Source organism: Paenibacillus sp. JT31N17 (assembly GCF_056269255.1).
Genome location: NZ_JBWDNP010000007.1, coordinates 253,174 through 272,962, shown reverse-complemented (window position 1 = coordinate 272,962; position 19,789 = coordinate 253,174). Strand labels below are relative to the sequence as shown.

Genomic DNA, 19,789 nt, shown 5'->3' with positions numbered 1-19,789 from the left:
GGGAGAGCTTCCTCCGGCAAGGAAGAGGCGAATACGCAATGAAACGTAAGACCATCCGGGAACTGCCCTTTCACCTGATGATTCTTCCCGGATTTCTCCTGGTGCTCGTCTACAGCTACGTGCCGATGGCAGGGATCATAATGGCGTTTGAGAGATTTGTTCCGTCCAAGGGGATGTTTCATTCCCCATGGGTTGGATGGAAGAACTTCGAGTACATGCTGCATCTCCCCGGAACGTTAAGCGTGTTAGGCAACACCTTCTTCATCGCGGGGATGAAAATGATCGGGGGCATTATCGTTCCCGTCACCTTCGCCCTGCTGCTGAACGAAGCCCGTCACCGCCTGTTCAAGCGGAGTGTGCAGACGATTATTTATTTTCCGCATTTCCTGTCATGGATCATTCTGAGCGGGATTCTGATTGATATCCTCTCTCCATCGTCAGGCATTGTCAACGGATTGCTTGGTTCGCTCGGCATTCCCTCCGTTTATTTTCTGGGCGATCCCGGCTGGTTCCCTTACACACTGGCGCTGACCGATGTCTGGAAGGAATTCGGGTACGGAACGATAGTCTATCTGGCTGCCCTGACCAGCATCAATCCGGCCCTCTATGAAGCCGCTTCAATTGATGGGGCAGGGAGAATCCGGCAGACGGTGAGCGTGACGCTGCCCGCCCTGCTGCCGATGATCGTGCTTATGTCGGTGCTCAGTCTGGGGAATGTGCTCAATGCGGGCTTCGAGCAGGTATTCAATCTGTACAGCCCGCAGGTCTACAAAACAGGCGATATTATCGATACGCTTGTCTTTCGCATCGGCCTTGAAAATGCCAATTACGGCGTAGCAACAGCTGTCGGCTTGTTTAAATCGGTCGTTTCCTTCGTCATGATCGGCGTGTCCTACGTACTCGCTTACCGGCTGACGAACTATCGGATTTTCTAGGAGAAGTGGGTTGATCATGAATAAACACGCATCTATGGGCAGACGGACGTTTCTCGCGTTCAACTACTTGTTCCTGACTGCGGTAGCCGTGGCCTGTCTGTTTCCGTTGCTGAACGTGCTTGCCATTTCGTTCAGCTCCAGCGCCGCAGTGGGATCGGGAAAGGTAAGTCTCTGGCCTGTCGGCTTTAACCTGAAATCCTATTCTTTTGTCCTGAACAAGCCCGAGTTCGGGCAAGCCTTCCTTATTTCACTGGGCAGGGTGGCTGTAGGCGTTCCGCTGAACATGCTGCTTACGATACTGATCGCCTACCCGTTATCGAAGGGGATCAGGGAATTCCGTTTCCGGAACCTCTATGCCTGGTATTTCGTCCTGACCATGCTGTTCAGCGGGGGATTGATTCCCTGGTATATGACCATCAAGATGACAGGCATCATCGACACGTTCTGGGCGCTTATTCTTCCCGGAGCGGTGCCGATATTCAACGTCATCCTGCTGCTGAATTTCTTCAAGTCGCTGCCGGATGAGATCGATCAGGCTGCACAGATCGACGGGGCAGGCAGATGGCAGGCGCTGTGGCGGATTGCCGTTCCCTTGTCGGCTCCGGCGGTCGCTACACTGACGTTGTTCTGCATTGTCACGCATTGGAACGCCTGGTTCGACGGGTTGATTCTGATGAACAGGCCGGACAATTATCCGCTGCAAAGCTATCTTCAGACCGTTATCATCAACCGCGACTTATCGCTGATGACGGCGAATGATGTCTTGAAGTGGGCGGAGGTTTCCGACCGGACGTCGAAGGCGGCTCAGGTATTCGTCGCGGTGCTTCCTGTCCTGTTCGTCTATCCCTTCCTGCAGAAATATTTCGCGGAAGGCATCGTAATGGGAAGCGTGAAGGGATAATCGCCCAAGCGCAAGCGCCATGCCAAGTGTACAACAGCGGTCGGAAGATCACATGGCACTGGAGCGCCTCTCGGGTGAACAGATATTATTTACACAATTAGCAGGAGCACACCAAAAAAAGGAGTAGAGAGAAGCCATGCCAAAAATCGCATTCATCGGTGCAGGCAGCACCATTTTCGTCAAAAACGTGCTGGGGGATTGCATGCTCACCCCGGCTCTTGCCGATGCGCATATCGCGCTGCACGATATCGACCTGGAGCGCTTGAAGGAATCGGAGAAGATGCTTGTCAATTTGAACCGGAATCTTGGCGGGAAGGCCACCATCAAGGCTTATGCAGACAGACGTGAAGCGCTTAAAGGAGCTAACTACGTGATCAACGCGATTTCCGTCGGTGCTTTCGAGCCCGTCATCCGCAGCGATCACGAGATCCCGCGCAAATATGGCTTGAAGCAAACCTATGCGGATACGCTGGGAATGGGCGGCCTCATCCGGGGGCTGCGGACCATCGACGTCATGCTGGAATTCGCCCGGGATATGGAAGAGCTGTGTCCCGACGCCTGGTTCCTGAATTACACGAACCCGATGGCGATTCTCACGGGAGCCGTCTTGAGGGAAACCGGCATTAAGGCGGTCGGTCTATGCCACAGCGTGCAGGTATGTGCCAAGGAGCTTCTGGAAGGCCTGGGTATGAGTACCGAAGATGTGCGCTGGAGGATTGCCGGCATTAATCATCAAGCCTGGCTGCTGGATATTACGAGGGGCGGCGAGGACCTTTATCCGGAGATCAAACGGCGGGCGGCCGCACGGCCGGGACCGCATGACGATATGGTCCGGTACGAAATGATGAAAACCTTCGGCTACTATGTAACCGAGTCCAGCATGCATGGAGCCGAGTACGTGCCTTATTTTATCAAAAACGCGTATCCGGAGCTTTTGGAAAAATACAATGTCCCTACGGAAAATTTCAAGGGATGGGGAGGCAGCAGCAAGGCGTATTGGGAGCAGGCGATGAATGATCTGGTGCATAACACGTCGGTATCCCATGTCCGTACGCACGAATATGCTTCCTATATCATGGAGGCCATGGAGACGAACGTGCCGTTCAAAATCGCGGGCAACGTCCTGAACACAGGCGGCCTGATCTCGAACCTACCCGAGGAAGCCTGCGTGGAGGTTTCCTGTCTCGTTGACGGGGAGGGCGTGACGCCGACCCGGTTCGGTGCGCTTCCACCCCAATTGGCTGCGCTTAACCGGACGAACATCAACATGCAGCTGCTGACCATAGAAGCCGCCGTAACCCGCAAACGCGAGCACATCTACCATGCTGCCCTGCTCGATCCGCATACTTCCGCAGAGCTGCCGATCGACACAATTAAGGCTCTGGTGGATGAAATGCTCGAAGTAAATCAACATTTTCTGCCGGATTACCGGTAAGAGCTGAAGCCTGCTAAAGAAGCAGTTATCGTGTGCCTATGCACGATGGCTGCTTTTTTTCATGTGAAGCCAAGCCGGCCTCGTGATAAGGAGGGAAAAGCTGAGGGAAACTCGAATACAGAAAGAGGAAAAAATGGATATCGGCAGCTCGGTTTTTGATCTCATTTGAAAAGGCGGAGAAACGTTATGAACGAGTTGGAATACAGGAAGTTTTACGATCGGGTTGGACAATTAAACGGCTGGGATTTCAGTAAGGTGAAATGCGTGTCTGAGGGCGTGAAATGGGACTTTTATTCTGAGGTTACCCGGAGGTGCAGGAAATCCGACCTGCTGCTGGATATCGGGACTGGCGGCGGGGAAGCTCTCTTATCGATAGCCGATTGTGCCGCACTCCTGGTGGGAATTGACGATTCGCCCGGCATGATTCAAGCTGCCCTTGCCAACCTGGAACAATCGAAGACATCCAATGTACGTATTTTGCCGATGAATGCTGAAAAAATCGATTTTCCTGCGGCATTTTTTAATGTGGTGTCCTGCCGGCATGCGCCCTTTTCCGCACAGGAAATTGCCAGGGTTTTAGAAGGTGGCGGTGTTTTCCTGACCCAGCAAGTAAGCGAAGACGATAAGCTCAATCTCATCCAAGCGTTTGGAAGAGGCCAGAAAGCGGCTCAGGACGGGACACTGAAAAATATATATAGTTCAGAATTGAGTGAAGCCGGGTTCAGCGATATCCAGTCGTTTGACTTCGATGCATCGGAATATTACAAAACATACGAAGACCTGGTGTTCCTGTTGAAGCATACCCCGATCATTCCGAATTTCGGTCAAGGCTCGGATGATTTTGCCATACTTGAAGCATTCATTCATGACAACCAAACCAGTAAAGGAATCAAGACCAACTCCAAACGCTTCATGATTGTAGCCAGAAAATAATTCGAAGAGGGCAGGGGCAAATTAGCGCTTGGCTTCCTCCTCTTCTCCAGTTGAAGGAGAAAATGATATGTCCAAAAACAATATATTTCTTGGTCTGATGATGATCTGGCTTACAATTTTAACGGTTTGGGCGGTAAACCGTTTAACGACCTCATTTGAAAATACTCGATCGCTCCATCTTACTGGCATTCCCGGCCAGGCGGCGACTTCCCAAATTTCAACCGTTCAAATCGATAAAGATACGATATGGTTAATTGATGCGAACAGCAGCTATATAAAAGTAATCACACATGATGAAAACGGCTATCATATCACGCAATCCGAGATGTCCTTTCAAGAGAAATGAATTGCTCTCTTTTCATCGGAAATTCACTGCAGTAAACAAGAATTCAAATATGGTAAAATGAATTGGAAATGAAGCACACAAGGATCCTGCGTGAAGAATATGAATTATTACGCAATTATCAGCGAACCAGCGGTTGGTTATTCTGGTAAGACATTAAATAGCGGGAAAAAACCAAGAGGAGAATAAGCATCTCCTCTTATTTTGTTTACTGCTGAAGAGCGTAAATCCCTAGAACTGTATATTCAAAAAGGCGGTGTGGAACTTGTTTTTTGGCTTAAATCATTCGGTACGAGCAAGGTTTTGGAGGAAAAAAATTAATTGGAATGCCGTGCTGCCAAGACATATCGCGATTATGATGGACGGTAATGGAAGGTGGGCAACCCGAAGGGGATTGCCTCGTACGGCAGGACATTTTGCAGGAATGCAGACCATGAGAAGAACCATACGCTTTTGCAAGAAAAACAACGTGGAATTTCTGACTCTGTATGCCTTCTCCACGGAGAACTGGAAGCGTCCCAGGGCAGAGGTTGATTATATTATCAGTCTGATTCATGAATTTATAACCGATGATACATTGGACGAAATGAACAGAAACAAGATCAGGATAAACTTTATTGGCGACATCTCCAGATTTTCAGCAGAAACTCAGGATATGATGAGGCACGCCGCCGCACTAACGAAATCGAACACGGATATGACCGTTAATTTTGCTGTGAATTACGGCGGACGCAGTGAAATAATTCATGCAATGAAGTCGTATTTGAAAGACGGAGCACATGAGCTTACCGAAGAGGAATTCGAACGTTTCCTGTACACCTCCAAATCCCCTTGTCCAGAACTTATCATCAGAACAAGCGGGGAGAAGAGATTAAGCGGTTTTCTGCTTTGGCAGTCTTCGATGTCCGAACTATGGTTTACTGATGAGATGTGGCCAAGCTTTAATGAGTATCTGTTTTACAAGGCTATTTATGATTATCAGTGCCGTAAACAGCATGCATGAAGCAATGAAAGACAGGATGCGAATAACAAAATAACAATATTGATACTTTATTATTGTTATGTTATGGTTGGTTGTAATATAAACAAGGAGGTTGAGAAGAAGGGCAGGGAAATATAACCGGCTCCTATACCGGGATTTGTTTGCTCTTCGACTAGAATATGATAAATGATCTGCCATTAACGAGAGAAACGATTTTAGATGCGGCAGAGCAGGTGCTGCGGCGCTTTGGACCAGACAAAACCTCCGTTGTGGATGTGGCCCGCGCGCTTCAAGTCAGTCATGGCACGATCTACCGCCACTTTCCCAGTAAAGCCGCTCTGCGGGAGGCCGTAACCGAGCGCTGGCTGCATCAGATATCCGATCCCCTGGCCACGATCTCCGGAATAACCGAAGCCGGAGCTGCTGAATGCTTGCGGATGTGGTTTGAGACGCTGGTACAAAGTAAAAGGAAATACGCCGCGGATGACCCGGAGATGTTCGCGATGTATACAGCTGTTACCCTGGAATCTGTAGACATGATTAAGTCCCATATCCACAACCTCATTCTTCAGGTTTCCCGAATCATCGAGAGGGGGATGCAGCTCCTTGAGTTTAAATCAGGTGAGCCTGAGCCAATGGCCAATGCAATGTTTATCGCGACTTCACGCTTTCATCATCCGGCTCATGCCTATGAATGGTCGCTCTCCACGATTGATCTGGAATTTGATGCCGTCTGGGACCTGCTCTTTTCGGGAATTACTCGATGATATACAAGAGGAAGAACTTCTGACGCTAACCGTCCGAAAGACTTTCTCTTTTTTGTTACCCTGATAAACAAATGACAAAAATTAAAATATGTCACTTGATTATTGATTTTCGATATTATATAATCAAAGCACAGGAACGAGTTGAACATTCGGTATCGACTTTTAAATGAAGCGAACCGGTTTGTCCAGGTATAGTTGGGTCATCATAATACTTAACAAGAAATTGGGAGGTTCATCATAATGGAAAATAAACTTGCAGGCAAAGTAGCGTTAGTCACAGGCGCATCAAGAGGAATGGGGCGTGAAATAGCTGAGGAGCTGGCACGGAACGGGGCCAGGGTAGTGGTTAACTATGCGAGCAGCCCGGGCAAAGCGGAAGAGGTTGTTTCCGGAATCAAGAACAGCGGCGGGGAAGCGGCAGCCATCCAGGCGGACATCAGCAGCGCAGCTGAAGTGGAGAAGCTGTTTGAGGAGACATTGAAGGTCTACGGACGAATCGATATTCTTGTCAATAACGCAGGCATTATGATAACCAAACCGATTGCGAGCATGACGGAAGAGGATTTTGACAAGCAGTTTGCCATTAATGTAAAAGGGACCTTCTTTGCGATCCAGCAGGCCTCAAAACATATGGAACACGGCGGCCGTATTATCAACTTCTCCACTTCGGTTGTCGGTCAGATGTTCCCTACTTACAGTGTGTATGCTGCAACCAAGGGAGCCGTGGAGCAGTTTACCCGTCAGCTTGCCAAAGAGCTCGGTCCCAAAGGGATCACGATCAATGCGGTTGCGCCAGGCCCGATTAATACGGAGCTATTCACCGTTGGCAAAACGGAGGAGCAAATTGATGCTACCCGCAAAACGAACGCCTTCGGACGCATGGGAGAGCCCGATGATGTCGCGAATGTCGTGTTATTCCTGGCAGGCGGAGAATCTCAGTGGATTACCGGACAAACCATTCGTGTCAATGGAGGCTTTATTTAAAATCATTCAAAAGCATGATGAAGGAGCTGCCGCCGGCGGCTCCTTTTTTGCCATATAGGATAAGCGGCGGTTTGAGCACCTCATATATGATAAAATATTGGATATAAAGAAAGAGGAGACGTTTGAAATGAGAACGAACAACTTTCAGACTTTCAGATATACGGCCGATAAGACCGCATCAGACGCGAGCATCCGGATCGTCCCCGCCTTTGATAAGGCAGGGGGCGATTTTTCCATATCGCTTCAGGCAACCCGGAAGGGATTGCTGCGGGCAGCGGGCCTCTAACCCGTCGTGTACCTGAAAACGCTGCAGTGCTGCGGGTTTCAGCGTATTTATCCCTCTTTTGCAGAGCCCTGATAATTGCAATAATGTGCAAATGCATGCCCATCCGGCGATACAAAAAAGTCAGCTTGTTGGAAAACGCGGACTCATATAGACTTCAAGTCGTATCAGGTATTCTACAATCACAGTTCAAATGTTGACCGCAAAGAAAAGGGAGGATGTACATGAAAAGAAAGAAACAAATGATGCTGGCAGCGGCACTGGTGCTCGGCTTGACGGTATTGTCGGGCTGCGGCGGAAATGCTTCGCCAGGCGGCAGTGAAGGAAATGCCCCATCCGGAGCATCGGGAGAAGCGGCAAGCGCACCAACAGCAATCAAAATTATGAGTGCGTTTTCAACCGCAAATCCGCCGGATCCCAAAGGCGACGTGCAAAAGGCGATTGAGGAAGCGACCAACACGAAACTGGACATTCAATGGGTATCCGCCAACAACTACAAGGAGCGCCTCAATGTAAGCTTGTCGTCCGGCGATATTGCGGATGTGGTCATGATTGACGATCCGTTCTCCACGGTATTCCGCACATCGGCGAAGCAGGGAGCATTCTGGGATTTGACTGAGCTGTACGGCAAATATCCCAATATTCTCAAACAGGTTCCGGCTGCAGCCTGGGAAGCGTCCAAAATGCAGGACGGCAAAAACTACGGCATTCCGAGACCCCGCGGTGCGGAGGGCGCACGTTATTTTGTCATCCGCAAGGATTGGCTGGATAAACTGGGCCTTCAAGTGCCAACCACAACCGATGAGCTGTACACGGTTATGAAAGCGTTTAAAGAACAGGACCCAGACGGGAACGGCAAGGACGATACAATCGGCTTCACAGCAAATGTGCTGCCGACAGATATGGGAACATTGGGCATCATTATCAACAGCTTTACCGGGGCAAATGGAACGGGAGCAACCGGAAGCTGGGTCGTTCGTGACGGCAAGCTGGAGAATGCGGATCTGCTGCCGGAAACCAGAGAGGCATTGGAGTATTTAAACAAGGCCTATAAAGACGGCTTGATCCCGGCCGACTTCGCATCCCTGAAGCCAAGCCAGGTCGATGAAATTTACGCATCAGGCAAAGCCGGCATCATTGCCGACAAAACAGGCAATATGCAGGAAATGATCAGCAAGCTGGGGAAGGTTGACCCCACCGCCAAGGATGAGCAGGCCTTCTACCCGGTAACCTCGATTAACGGTTATAATCCCAAAGGCCCCGGGTTCCTGGGCATGCTCGCGATCTCCAAGAAAGTGCCTGAAGAAAAGCTGGATGCCATCCTGACCGCGATTGACAAGTGGATGACTCCGGAAGTATTCGATCTGCAAACATGGGGGATAGAAGGCACGCATTACACGGTCAAAGACGGCAATAAGGAACCGATCCAGGATAAATACGAGGCTTCCGGGATCGAAAATTATAATCAGATTGTGTACGTAGCCGATCCGTATGCCAACTCGCTGCACCGTAATTTTCCTCAAGCCAGCATCGATCTGTATACCAAGCTGCAGGACGAGAAGGCCAAAACAAGCAAGCCGGATGAAAGCATCGGACTTTATTCCGAGACCTTCCAATCCTACGGTCCGGAGCTTGCCAAGCAGGCGCAGGATATAAAGACGAAAGTTATTTTGGGTGTTACGCCGTTTACCGCATGGGATGATTTCGTCAATAAAATGAAAAGCGATCCGCAAATGACGAAAATCGTTCAGGAAATGAACGATGCTTATCAGGAGCGAAGCGGCAAGTGATGAATGAGCCTTATTAGATCCAAGCCCCCAACCGGCAAGGAAAGCTGGGGGCTTTCTTTAACAATAACAAGAAGCGAGGTGACTAGAAGACGGTTCCGCATGCGCAGCCCGTCTTTTTCACTGGACTTTCAAGAGAGGAGGCTGCTAAAGAATGGCCGATCAGCACACTTACGCAGGCACCATAGCGGGCTATGAGAAGCGGGGCAGGCTGCATACTTTTTTCAGACGGTTAAGACGCGATAAATATATGTACTATTTGGCGATTCCCGGCTTGTTGTTTTTTCTTATTTTCAAATATATCCCCATCACGGGAGTCGTCATTGCCTTCCAGGATTATTCCCCTATAGCGGGAGTATGGAACAGCCCCTGGGTCGGATTCCAGCATTTCCAGCGCTTCTTTTCCGATCCCCAGTTCTGGATTCTGTTTCGAAACACGATGATGATCAATATACTCAGCCTTGTTTTTTTCTTTCCGCTGCCGATTTTATTGTCCCTGCTCATGAACGAGCTGAAGAACGAAGTGTTCAAGCGGATTATTCAATCGATTGTCTATTTGCCCCACTTTCTGTCGTGGGTCATCATTGCCGGTCTGACGTTCATGCTCTTGTCCGTATCGCGCGGATTTGTCAACGAGGTTCTGACGGCCTTGGGCATGGCCAAAATCCAGTTTCTGAACGATCCCCATCTGCTCTGGATCATCCTGACGGTGCAGACGATCTGGAAGGAAACCGGCTGGGGAACGATTATTTTCCTTGCGGCCATTGCCGGAACCGATCCTCAGCTTTATGAAGCGGCCCGTATGGACGGAGCGGGCAAAGCGAGGCAAATGTGGCATGTTACGCTGCCGTCCATCCGTAATGTGATCTTCATTTTGCTGATTCTTCGTCTGGGCCATATGATGGATATCGGCTTCGAGCAGGTTTACCTCATGTATAACGGAGCTGTATCGAATGTAGCCGAAGTATTCGACACTTATGTGTATCGGCTCGGCGTCCAGCAGGGACAGTTCAGCTTCAGTACGGCCGTAGGGCTGTTTAAATCGGTCATCGGGCTGACGCTGGTTATTGCTGCGAATAAACTTGCAAAAAAATTCGGCGAGGAAGGCGTCTATTGACGGGAGGTGAAACATATGGACAACAGCACCGGAAGCCGGACGTTTCATGCCGCTAATATCGTGTTTCTGACTGTCGTTGCTTTAATTACCTTATTTCCGATCTATTATGTGTTCATCGTTTCTTTTACGGATATTGGGGAATATTTATCAAGAACCATCATTTTATTTCCGGAAACCTGGTCCTTCGACTCCTACGAGTATTTATTAAGCAGTCCGACCATCATCCGGGCAATCGGCGTCAGCGGGTTTCTGGCCGTTGCCGGAACAGCCTGCAGCCTGATCATAACCGCGTCGCTTGCCTATACGCTGTCGAGGAAAAAGCTGATGGGCAGACGCGTTATCCTGATGCTCATCCTATTTACGATTTTGTTCAATCCCGGCATTATTCCGAACTATATGCTTGTCCGCAATTTGGGTCTGATCGATAATATCTGGTCGCTTATCCTGCCTGTGCTGTCCAGCGGCTGGTACGTTATTTTGATGAAGGGCTTTTTTGACAACATCCCGGACAGTCTGGACGAAGCCGCCGCCATTGACGGCTGTAATGAAATAACGGCGTGGTTTCGCATCGTGCTGCCCTTGTCATTGCCTGCGATTGCGGCGTTCGGCTTGTTCTATGCGGTTGAGTTCTGGAACTCGTATTTTACGGCGCTGCTTTATATAAACGACTATCACAAATGGCCGATTCAGGTGCTTCTGCAAAATATGCTGGCGGAGAATCCGCTCGCCGAGGCGGACCCTCTCCATCAGCCTCCTCCGGCGGAAATGCTCAAGATGGCGGCGGTCGTCATCGCGACCGTACCGATTTTATGCATCTATCCGTTTTTGCAGAAGCATTTTGCCCAAGGCGTTATGGTAGGTTCCATTAAGGGATAAAAAGTTGTTCAGATAAGAAGGACATCAGGTCCCTCATCCCTAATTGGTTACTTGAAGCGAGGGAAGGGGGACTTACGATTTCTACGAACAGCATTAAGAAATTTCTTCGCTCGGTGTACGGATTTCAAGGTGAAGGACGCTTCTTCCGCCGCAGTCTGGTCACGGTCATTGTCATTGCCAGCCTGCCGGGGCTGCTGATTGGAACGGGGATTTATTTTGTCGGCAGCGAGCAAATTGCAAGCGAAACCAACCGGCTTCATCAGGAGCAGCTGGAAAAGGCGCGCCAAAGCATTGACGATCAATTTGCCGCTTTGGAAATTTCCCTCTCGCATTGGGCGTTCGATCCGCAGTTCGACGATAAGCTGAAGCAGCTTGACCCGGTTTATGGCTACAACCAGGTACAGGATATTTATAAGACGCTGCTCGTTATGAAGCAGCTCAATCCGGTGATCCAGCAGGTCAGGCTGTATGTGGAAGAGCCGGCTCCGCTGCTGTTTACCGAGGCGGGTTTTGTCCGCTTGACGGACGATCAGTACCAGGAGTACCACGACATTATGATGAATCAGCAGAATCAGGCGGCATGGAGCGGCTTCGATCCCGAACAAGAGGGATATATCGGGCAAGGGGAAGATCCCGAACAAGGAGCAGCAGGCAAGGAGCCGCAATTGGCGGCTCCTCTGTCGCTGATTCATAAAATTCCGGGCGGCAGCCCCCGTCCCTTCGGGATGTTCCTGGTGACCGTCGATCCGGATAAGCTGCAGGAGATTGTCACAATCCTGACTCCCCGCAATGAGGGGACTTCGTTTCTGATGAAAGGAAACGGGGAATGGATCCCGCCGTTCGGGCAGGGCGGTGACGCGAAGGGCCTGAACGGAGCTTTGCGAGCACGGGTGCTGGAGGAGCACGCGGCGGAGGATCATTTTATCTTCAAGTGGCAGGAGGAGAGCTACTCGGTTTCGTACGGCACTTTGAACCGGCTCGGCGAGGAATGGATCTATATCTCGGCAACGCCGCTCAAAGCGTTGACCGGGCCAGTCGTGTTCATATCGCGGATTATTCTTGGCTTCAGCTGCTTCGGGCTGCTGCTGGCCGTTGTGCTGTCCTGGTTCGTGTCCAAACGGCTCTATAAGCCGGTGGCCCGGCTTGTAAACCTGCTTGGCGGCCACGGCAATCAGGCCAAGCATGCCGGCAGGGATGAATTTGAGCTGTTCGAGAGTGTCTGGAATGATGTGACGCGGGAGAGCCAGACGCTGCAGGTGCGTCTTGAAAGCCAGCTGCCGCAGGTTCGCGAGGGCTTCCTGCTGCAGTTTGCCCAAGGGTATTTGTATTATTTGTCCGAGTCGGATCTGCAGGAGCGGATGGGAAATTTGGGCTGGGACGCGGGAGCCAGCCGGTTTACGGTCGTGTTCGTGCAGCTGCTCGGATTCTCAAGCCTGATGGGGCGTTTCTCCGAAGGCGACGAGGTGCTGGTCACGTTTGCCGCTGCAAATATAGTGCAGGAGCTGGCCGAGGAAGCCTTTGAGCAGGCGGATTCGATTAACTTTCATGATTTGACGATCGGCCTGCTGCTGGGCGATACGCTGGAGGAGCCTTTGGACCAGTGGCGCGACCGCATATACCGTCTGCTCCACGACATCACAAGCAGGCTGAATACATTCCTGCATGTGAGAGTCGCGATTGGCCTCGGGCGGCCGGTATCGCAGATTAAGGATGTTCCGGCGACGCTGGAGGAAGCAAGGCATGCTCTGCGTTTCCGCGATTTGCAGGAGGATAATCAGATTATCGACCTCAGCAGATGGGTGACGCAGGGGGAGAAGGCTTCCGAGTTCCCGTTTCAGCTGGAGAAAGAGGTGCTCCGCGCCTTCCGCTCAGGGCTTGAAGAGGAGACGGCGCTGGCAGTCAAGCAGTTCCTTCAGGAGCTGCGGGTATCCGCGGGCAAGGAGCTGTGGGTGCAGCAGGGCATGCTTCATTTGCTGGGGTCCGTGCAGCATTCGATGATGCAGACCGGGGTCAGTCTCAGCGAGCTTTACGAGGGGGCCAATCTATACGGGCAGCTGTGCCAGATCAAGGAGCCGGAGGAGATCGAGCGATGGTTTTTGAACCAGGTTATAACGCCCTTTATGCAGGAAATGACGCGTAAACAGGACGTTTTTTTGCAGCAGGCAGTGGATCGGGTCGTCACGAGAATTCACGAGAACTATATGGAGGAGCTATCGCTCGATTCGCTTGCAGAAGCGGAGGGACTGAGTTCCTATACGCTGAGCCGCATGTTCAAGCAGGCGGCCGGCCTCAACTTTATTGATTATTTGACCGAAGTGCGGCTGGAGAAAGCAAAAGAGCTGCTGCGGGAAACGGACATGAAATTGAATGATATCGCCGAGCATGTGGGCTACCAGCACAGCTATTTCAGCCGGATCTTCAAGAAACATACGAGAGTTACGCCAAGCCGGTACAGGGAGAACAGCAGGAACGGCGAAGACGATGCCGGCAATGAAACGGATGGAGAGTGATCGGATTGATAAACGACAGCTGGTTTCAGAATCCGCCTGTGGATTATCGCGTGCAGCCGTTCTGGTTCTGGAATGGGGATATGGAAGAAAGCGAGATTCTAAGACAGATAGAAGAAATGAAAGAGAAGGGCGTAGGCGGATTCTTCATCTGCGCCAGGCAGGGCATGACGATTCCGTATTTGTCCCGTGTCTGGTTCGACCGGGTGAAATTCGCTGTGGAGGCGGCCAGGCAAGCGGGCCTTAACGTCTGGCTGTATGACGAATACCCGTATCCCAGCGGCATTGCCGGAGGCGAAGTAACGCTGGAGCATCCGGAAACGGTCCAGCGCATGCTGTCGCGAACGGCGCAGGAAGCGGATGCGGGCGAGCATATCGAGCTGAATTTGCCATGGGGCAGGGTGCTGACAGCCAAGGCGGTTCCTCTCTCCGGTAACGGTGCCCGGGAATGGGGGCAGGCGGTGGACATTGCGCCGTGGATCGGCAGCTTTCAGGACGAGACTGTGTTCCAGCAGACGGGTTTGACCAAGCACAGCCATAAGCGCTATTTTACTTATCATACGGTTAAGCGGCTGGACTATAGATTGCCGGAGCATGCCGCAAAGTGGGAGATCATTGTCATTGTCGAGCAGGAGGTAGAAGACTTTAAATATTACGGAACCTTTGTTGACCCGCTGCACCCCAAGGCCGTCGATACATTCATGCGGTTGACGCATGAGCGGTACACGCAGGAGCTGGGCCAATATTTCGGAAATACCGTGAAAGGGATGTTCACCGATGAAGTCGGCCTGCGGGCCGGCAAAATTCCATGGTCTCCGCTCATTGCGCCTTTCTTCGAGGAACGGTGCGGATACAGCCTGCTGGACCGGCTTCCCTGCCTGTTCGAAGATGCCGGGCCCGATACGGCGAAGGTCCGCTATGATTTTTATCAATGCATTCATATGATGCTCCGGGACAACTTTCACAAGAAGGTCGCCGAATGGTGCGATGAGTATCGGATGGAATATATCGCCGAGGTACCCGGCGTCCGGATGACCACGCAGCTGTACAGCCATATTCCGGGCGGCGACAGCGCCCATGAGAAGCTCGGCAAGCCGCTGTCGGCCATTATGGAAAGCTACGCGCACAGCCTGAGGCATAATCCGAAGATGGGCAGCTCGCTGGCCCGCCAGCTTGGCAGAAAACGGGCGCTCATTGAATGCTTCCACAGCATCGGCTGGACGATGACCCTGCAGGATGCGCGCTGGATGATTGACTGGATGGCCGTCATGGGCACGAATATGTTTAATTTTCATGCGTTCTTCTATTCGGTCGACGGGCTCCGCAAGCATGACGCGGCTCCCTCGCAGTTCGATCAGAATCCGTATTGGAAGCATTTCCGGCAGCTGGGTGATTACATTGGGCGCATCAGCTACATCATGAGCGAGGGCAGCGCCAAGATCGACATTGCGGTGCTGGATCCAACCACCTCGTTATGGACGAAAATGGGCAATCCGTTTCACCAGTTCGGCTTTGCCGGAACGGACCCGCAGGACAAGCAGCGGCTGGAGAGAATGAAGTCGGATTGGATTGCCATTCAAACCGCCCTGCTGAACAACCAGCGCGACTATGATACGCTTGACCCGGAAATGCTGATGCAGGCTGAGATTGCGGATGGTTCACTGAACATCGGCGCAGGCCGGTACAAGGCGCTGATTATTCCGCCGGTATCCAATCTGGAGGCTGCCGCCTGGGAACGGATTCAATCATTCGCCGATCTGGGCGGAATTGTTATCAGCGTCGGGCTGCTTCCCTATGAGCAGATAGAGGCTCATAGCGTAGCCGTTGAAGGGGCTGCGGCGCTGTTTCACGCTCAGGCAGAGGATCCCGCGCATTATTGGCAAGGCCTGCTGCCGGACGAAGCGTCGCCTGCGGCTTGGAGGAAAGGCGAGAAGGAAGCCTATTTCGTCCCGCATGGTCCAGCTTTCATAAATTCCTCACGTCCTGCCGGGGTTGACGGCATAACATCCCTGCTGCAACTGCTGGACCAAACACTTCCGCGCGCTGTTGAACTCAGCTCGGAGGATGGTCGAACCGGCTGTCTGCTGCTCCAGCACAGACAGCTTGACGGGCAAAGCGACATTATATTTATCGCCAATCACGAGGGCTTGGAGAAAAAGGTGCACATCCGGCTCGCGGAGTCTCATTTTGGCTCCCGTCCGAAGTGGCTGTACCGGAACCTGGAGACTGGCGAAATCCGTCCGCTGTCATCGCAATCCGGAGCCGGCGACAGCATGGCGTTATTGACATTCGCGCCGTATCAGTCGCATCTGATCGAAATCGTTCGGGTTCAGGACGAAACTGCCGTGCAACCGGGCGGCCAAGCCGATACTGTCAGCCAGCTTGACGGCAGGCAGCAGACGGCTCCCCATATTCAAATCGAAGCCGACACCAACTGGGAATTCGAGCTGGCGCAGCCGAATCTGTTAAGGCTGGGGCAGCTTCAAATGTCGCTGGACATGAAGGATGAGGGGTTAGATCAGGGGTGGCAGTTGAATCACAGCTCCCTGCCGGGAGCAGAGTGGCTGGATGTGGAGGCAAAGCCGTGGATTAACCAATGCGCCGATCATAAAGAGGTTCTCCGGCATGCCTTGGGCTTCAGCAGCCGTTCGTTCGGGACGCCATATCAAGTGACGGTCGCCTATCCGGTCATCTGCTGGTACAGAATCATTTTCGATGCCGACCGGATACCGGAATGGTGTGAATTGACGATGGACCGCGAGGCCATCGCGGGCGAATACCGCCTGTTCGTCAACGGCATCGAGTGGGACGGCGGGCAGCCTGAATTGATCAATGGAACCAATACGATCATGATCAGAATGGTGATCAGGCATGGGCATGACGGCGTTGTCGATCCGCTTTATTTGCGCGGTAAGTTTGGCGTTCGCTTCACGGCGGAGCAGCGTCCCGTGATCACCGCCCTGCCGTTAGCCGGCAATCCGAATCGTCCCGTGCCGGATGGATCTCCCTACTATTCGGGAACGCTGGTATTCCGACGCCAGATTGCCGTACAGGATGAAGCGGCCCGGTCAGAGACATTCGAGCTGTCGTTCACAGGATTAAGCGAGCATTTCCATGATTGTGCGGAAGTGATCTTGAACGGGCATTCGTTGGGAGTTCGCCCATGGACGCCGTATGTTTGGAAGGGACCCGGACAATGGTGGAAGCCTGGAGAGAACCTGCTTGAGCTGCGGGTCGACAATGCGCTGGGTCTCAGGCTGGACGGCTCTTATTTTGACTATGACAGCCATCAGGTGAAGGAATCAGCCCGGTTTGGCTCTGAAGTGAATCCCAAGGAGGCGCAGCAATGAAAGTAACGAATGTGATTTGCTATTTTGCCAAAGGTCTGTTCTATGTGAAGGTGGAGACGGACGAAGGCGTGTCGGGCTTTGGGGAATGCAGCCCCATGCAGGTCGATGCGGTGCTGTCGATTATTCAGACCGTCATTAAGCCTCAACTCATCGGCCATGATGTGTTCGAAACAGAGAAGCTGGAAGAGATTATTTTAAGAAAAAATTATAAAATCTCCGGGCAGCTGCTTGCCATGGCGTACAGCGGCATCGAGATTGCATTATGGGATGCCAGAGCGCGGTTCCTGAAGCAGCCTTTGTACAATTTGCTGGGCGGCAAATACCGTGGGGAAATTCCGCTGTACGGCTCCAGCATGAGCCGGGACCTCAGTCCGGACGAGGAAGCCGAGAAGCTGCTCGAAGGCATCGAACGCTTTCAATTCAAGGCGGTCAAGATCAAAACAGGCCCGCGCATGGGCTCGGGACTGCCGGTTGACCTGAACCGGGACGCCCTGAAGGTCAAGACCGTGAGGGACGCGATCGGCCCCGACTGCCGCCTGATGGTAGACGGCAACAGCTCGTATACGTATATCCAGGCGGTGCAATTTTATGAGAAAATAAGCCAATATCATTTGCATCATTATGAGGAGCCATGCCCCTATTATGACCTTGATACGTATATCAAGCTGTGTCAGACGCTGCCGGTACCGATCCATGTAGGGGAGCAGGACTGGAATATTTTCACGTTCCGCGATTTTATCGCCAAGGGTGCCTGCCACCTGTATGCGGCAGACCCGATCAAATGTGGCGGTATCGCACAGGCGAAGCGCGCTGCGACATTATGTAGGGCCTTCGGCATCCATTATGTGCCCCACAATACGACCAAGGGTGTCGGTTTTGCCGCAGCTCTCCATTTGGCGGCCAGTACGCCGGAATGCACCAGCTATTATGAATATTCAATCGAGAAGGATACGGTAAGAGAGCAGTTCGCGCCTTCTGAGTTCGTAGTTGCGGACGGGTTCATCCAGATCCCCGACGGAGACGGGCTTGGCATTCAGCCGGACGAGGAGAAAATGAACCGGCTGCTTACCCGCGTATAGCGTATAAGCCGGGCCATCCGGTACAGAATATAAGGGACGCTTGGAATTGCCTTCATAATTAAGCATGGAATCCTGAAATAAATACTGGAAATCAGAGCATGAGAATTCATCTGCTCTGATTTCTTTTTATTTTATCTGTCCAATCGACAGACTGACCTTGTAGTTGCCATACTGCAGCAGCTCGTCGAGAAAGGCGGTGAGCTCAAGCGACGTGCGGACACGAACCCGCATCCAGTAGCAGCCTTCGCCGCTGACGCGATGCGTTTCAGCGACCATCTCATGCTGCTTGGCGAATGATTGAAAGGATTGATGGGCTGTGGTTGATTTCATAAACACCGTAATAAAGGCATGAACCGCCAGCCCGATCTTGTCCGGATTCCAGATTAGCGTGTAGCCTTCAATAACCCCCATATCCTGCAGCTTCCGTATTCGGGCGCCGACTGCTTGGCCGGTCATATGGACGATTTGTCCGACTTCTTTATGAGAGCGGGCGGAGTCCTCCAGCAGGCACTGCAGAATTAGAAGATCGACATCATCAATGATTGCATTGTTCATCGCCATAAGACTCCTTTCAATATGAAAACAGAAACCGGTTTTTCATTTCATCCATCTGTATAGGGATAATTCAACTTATTCTATAATTGTAACAGGAACTGAATACGAAAGATAAGAGGTGGACCGAACATGAAGCTGCAGTTGATCCGTAATGCAACGATGTATCTGGAATACGCTGGTGTGAGCTTCCTATTTGATCCGATGTTCAGCGATATGGGAGCCAAGCCTCCGGTCATTAATACGGCGAACGATAGGCGCAACCCGCTTGTTCCGCTGCCTGTTCCAATCGGGGAAGTGTCTGCACCGGACGCCGTCATCGTGACTCATTTGCACCCCGACCACTGGGACGACGCAGCAATAACGGCACTGGATAAATCAGTTCCGGTTTTTTGCCAGCCGGGAGATGATGCCGCAATCGCTTCGGCAGGCTTCGACTCGGTATCGTCAATTGATACGAAGCTGGAATACAAGGGAATCACGATCCGCCGAACCAGCGGCAGGCATGGCACAGGCGAGATCGGGGAAAAGATGGGCCTTGTATCAGGTTATGTTCTTCAGGCAAAGGGTGAGCCGGTCGTCTATATCGCTGGAGATACGATCTGGTGCGAAGATGTCAAGGCAGCACTGGACGCTTATCGGCCCGATGTGACTGTCGTCAATGCAGGCGGGGCGCGGTTCGCAGTGGGCGACCCTATCATTATGGACGCGGACGATGTAGTAAGCTTATGCCGGTATGCAGGCTATACGAGAGTAGTGGCGGTACACATGGAGGCGATTAATCATTGCCTGGTTACAAGAGAGGATTTGCGAAGCCGGCTGGCAGTTGAAGAATTGCTTGATCGGGTTATCATTCCGCAAGATGGCGGCTGGGTATGACGGCAGATAAAGCTGCTGTTTCGGGTGAGCATTACAAGCTGCCCCGGCCAATTGGATGAAAGGTTTGTTTATCAATATA

General features: G+C 51.8%; 17 protein-coding genes. 16 read left to right on the top strand and 1 reads right to left on the bottom strand.

Features of this window, described 5'->3' with window-relative positions; translation table 11 throughout:
• The first annotated feature begins 38 nt into the window (after positions 1 to 38).
• The 15 genes from AC0YOB_RS22865 (at position 39) to AC0YOB_RS22795 (ending at position 18,279) form a co-directional block, all read left to right on the top strand.
• A complete protein-coding gene (locus AC0YOB_RS22865; RefSeq protein ID WP_475794717.1) occupies positions 39 to 935 on the top strand; it encodes an ABC transporter permease in 897 nt (298 codons plus the stop codon).
• A 16-nt stretch (positions 936 to 951) separates the two neighbouring features.
• A complete protein-coding gene (locus tag AC0YOB_RS22860) occupies positions 952 to 1,836 on the top strand; it encodes a carbohydrate ABC transporter permease (RefSeq protein WP_475794716.1) in 885 nt (294 codons plus the stop codon).
• 136 nt (positions 1,837 to 1,972) lie between these two features.
• Positions 1,973 to 3,271, top strand: coding sequence for an alpha-galactosidase (melA, locus tag AC0YOB_RS22855; RefSeq protein ID WP_475794715.1), 1,299 nt, complete (start codon positions 1,973 to 1,975; stop codon positions 3,269 to 3,271).
• Between the two features lie 186 nt (positions 3,272 to 3,457).
• The gene (locus AC0YOB_RS22850; protein ID WP_475794714.1) at positions 3,458 to 4,204 is read left to right on the top strand and encodes a class I SAM-dependent methyltransferase; all 747 of its coding nucleotides are present in this window, start codon (positions 3,458 to 3,460) and stop codon (positions 4,202 to 4,204) included.
• A 67-nt stretch (positions 4,205 to 4,271) separates the two neighbouring features.
• Entirely contained in the window at positions 4,272 to 4,550 is a 279-nt protein-coding gene (locus AC0YOB_RS22845) for a hypothetical protein (RefSeq protein ID WP_475794713.1), read from the top strand.
• A 253-nt stretch (positions 4,551 to 4,803) separates the two neighbouring features.
• Positions 4,804 to 5,550, top strand: coding sequence for a polyprenyl diphosphate synthase (uppS, locus tag AC0YOB_RS22840; RefSeq protein WP_475794712.1), 747 nt, complete (start codon positions 4,804 to 4,806; stop codon positions 5,548 to 5,550).
• A 158-nt stretch (positions 5,551 to 5,708) separates the two neighbouring features.
• Entirely contained in the window at positions 5,709 to 6,296 is a 588-nt protein-coding gene (locus AC0YOB_RS22835) for a TetR/AcrR family transcriptional regulator (RefSeq protein WP_475794711.1), read from the top strand.
• A gap of 240 nt (positions 6,297 to 6,536) precedes the next feature.
• A complete protein-coding gene (locus AC0YOB_RS22830; RefSeq protein WP_475794710.1) occupies positions 6,537 to 7,280 on the top strand; it encodes an SDR family oxidoreductase in 744 nt (247 codons plus the stop codon).
• A gap of 127 nt (positions 7,281 to 7,407) precedes the next feature.
• Positions 7,408 to 7,566: a hypothetical protein gene (locus AC0YOB_RS22825; RefSeq protein WP_475794709.1), complete on the top strand. Its 159-nt coding sequence runs from the start codon at positions 7,408 to 7,410 to the stop codon at positions 7,564 to 7,566.
• 221 nt (positions 7,567 to 7,787) lie between these two features.
• Entirely contained in the window at positions 7,788 to 9,353 is a 1,566-nt protein-coding gene (locus AC0YOB_RS22820; RefSeq protein WP_475794708.1) for an extracellular solute-binding protein, read from the top strand.
• A gap of 151 nt (positions 9,354 to 9,504) precedes the next feature.
• Positions 9,505 to 10,467, top strand: coding sequence for an ABC transporter permease (locus AC0YOB_RS22815; RefSeq protein ID WP_475794707.1), 963 nt, complete (start codon positions 9,505 to 9,507; stop codon positions 10,465 to 10,467).
• 15 nt (positions 10,468 to 10,482) lie between these two features.
• Positions 10,483 to 11,343 carry a carbohydrate ABC transporter permease gene (locus tag AC0YOB_RS22810; protein ID WP_210038162.1) on the top strand — a complete coding sequence of 287 codons (861 nt, stop codon included), beginning with the start codon at positions 10,483 to 10,485 and terminating at the stop codon, positions 11,341 to 11,343.
• Positions 11,344 to 11,456: 113 nt separating this feature from the next.
• Positions 11,457 to 13,853 carry a helix-turn-helix domain-containing protein gene (locus AC0YOB_RS22805; RefSeq protein ID WP_475794706.1) on the top strand — a complete coding sequence of 799 codons (2,397 nt, stop codon included), beginning with the start codon at positions 11,457 to 11,459 and terminating at the stop codon, positions 13,851 to 13,853.
• Between the two features lie 5 nt (positions 13,854 to 13,858).
• Positions 13,859 to 17,200, top strand: a complete 3,342-nt coding sequence (locus AC0YOB_RS22800) for a glycosyl hydrolase (RefSeq protein ID WP_475794705.1) — start codon at positions 13,859 to 13,861, stop codon at positions 17,198 to 17,200.
• Complete coding sequence (locus AC0YOB_RS22795) at positions 17,197 to 18,279, top strand: mandelate racemase/muconate lactonizing enzyme family protein (protein WP_475794704.1); 1,083 nt, start codon at positions 17,197 to 17,199, stop codon at positions 18,277 to 18,279. Before AC0YOB_RS22800 ends, AC0YOB_RS22795 begins: the two co-directional genes overlap by 4 nt.
• A gap of 126 nt (positions 18,280 to 18,405) precedes the next feature.
• Here AC0YOB_RS22795 and AC0YOB_RS22790 read toward each other — a convergent pair whose 3' ends face one another.
• Positions 18,406 to 18,834, bottom strand: coding sequence for an Lrp/AsnC family transcriptional regulator (locus tag AC0YOB_RS22790; protein ID WP_475794703.1), 429 nt, complete (start codon positions 18,832 to 18,834; stop codon positions 18,406 to 18,408).
• 129 nt (positions 18,835 to 18,963) lie between these two features.
• Between AC0YOB_RS22790 and AC0YOB_RS22785 the strand changes: the two genes are divergently transcribed.
• On the top strand, positions 18,964 to 19,710 hold the full coding sequence (locus AC0YOB_RS22785; protein ID WP_475794702.1) for an MBL fold metallo-hydrolase: 747 nt from the start codon (positions 18,964 to 18,966) through the stop codon (positions 19,708 to 19,710).
• The last annotated feature ends 79 nt before the right edge of the window (positions 19,711 to 19,789 follow it).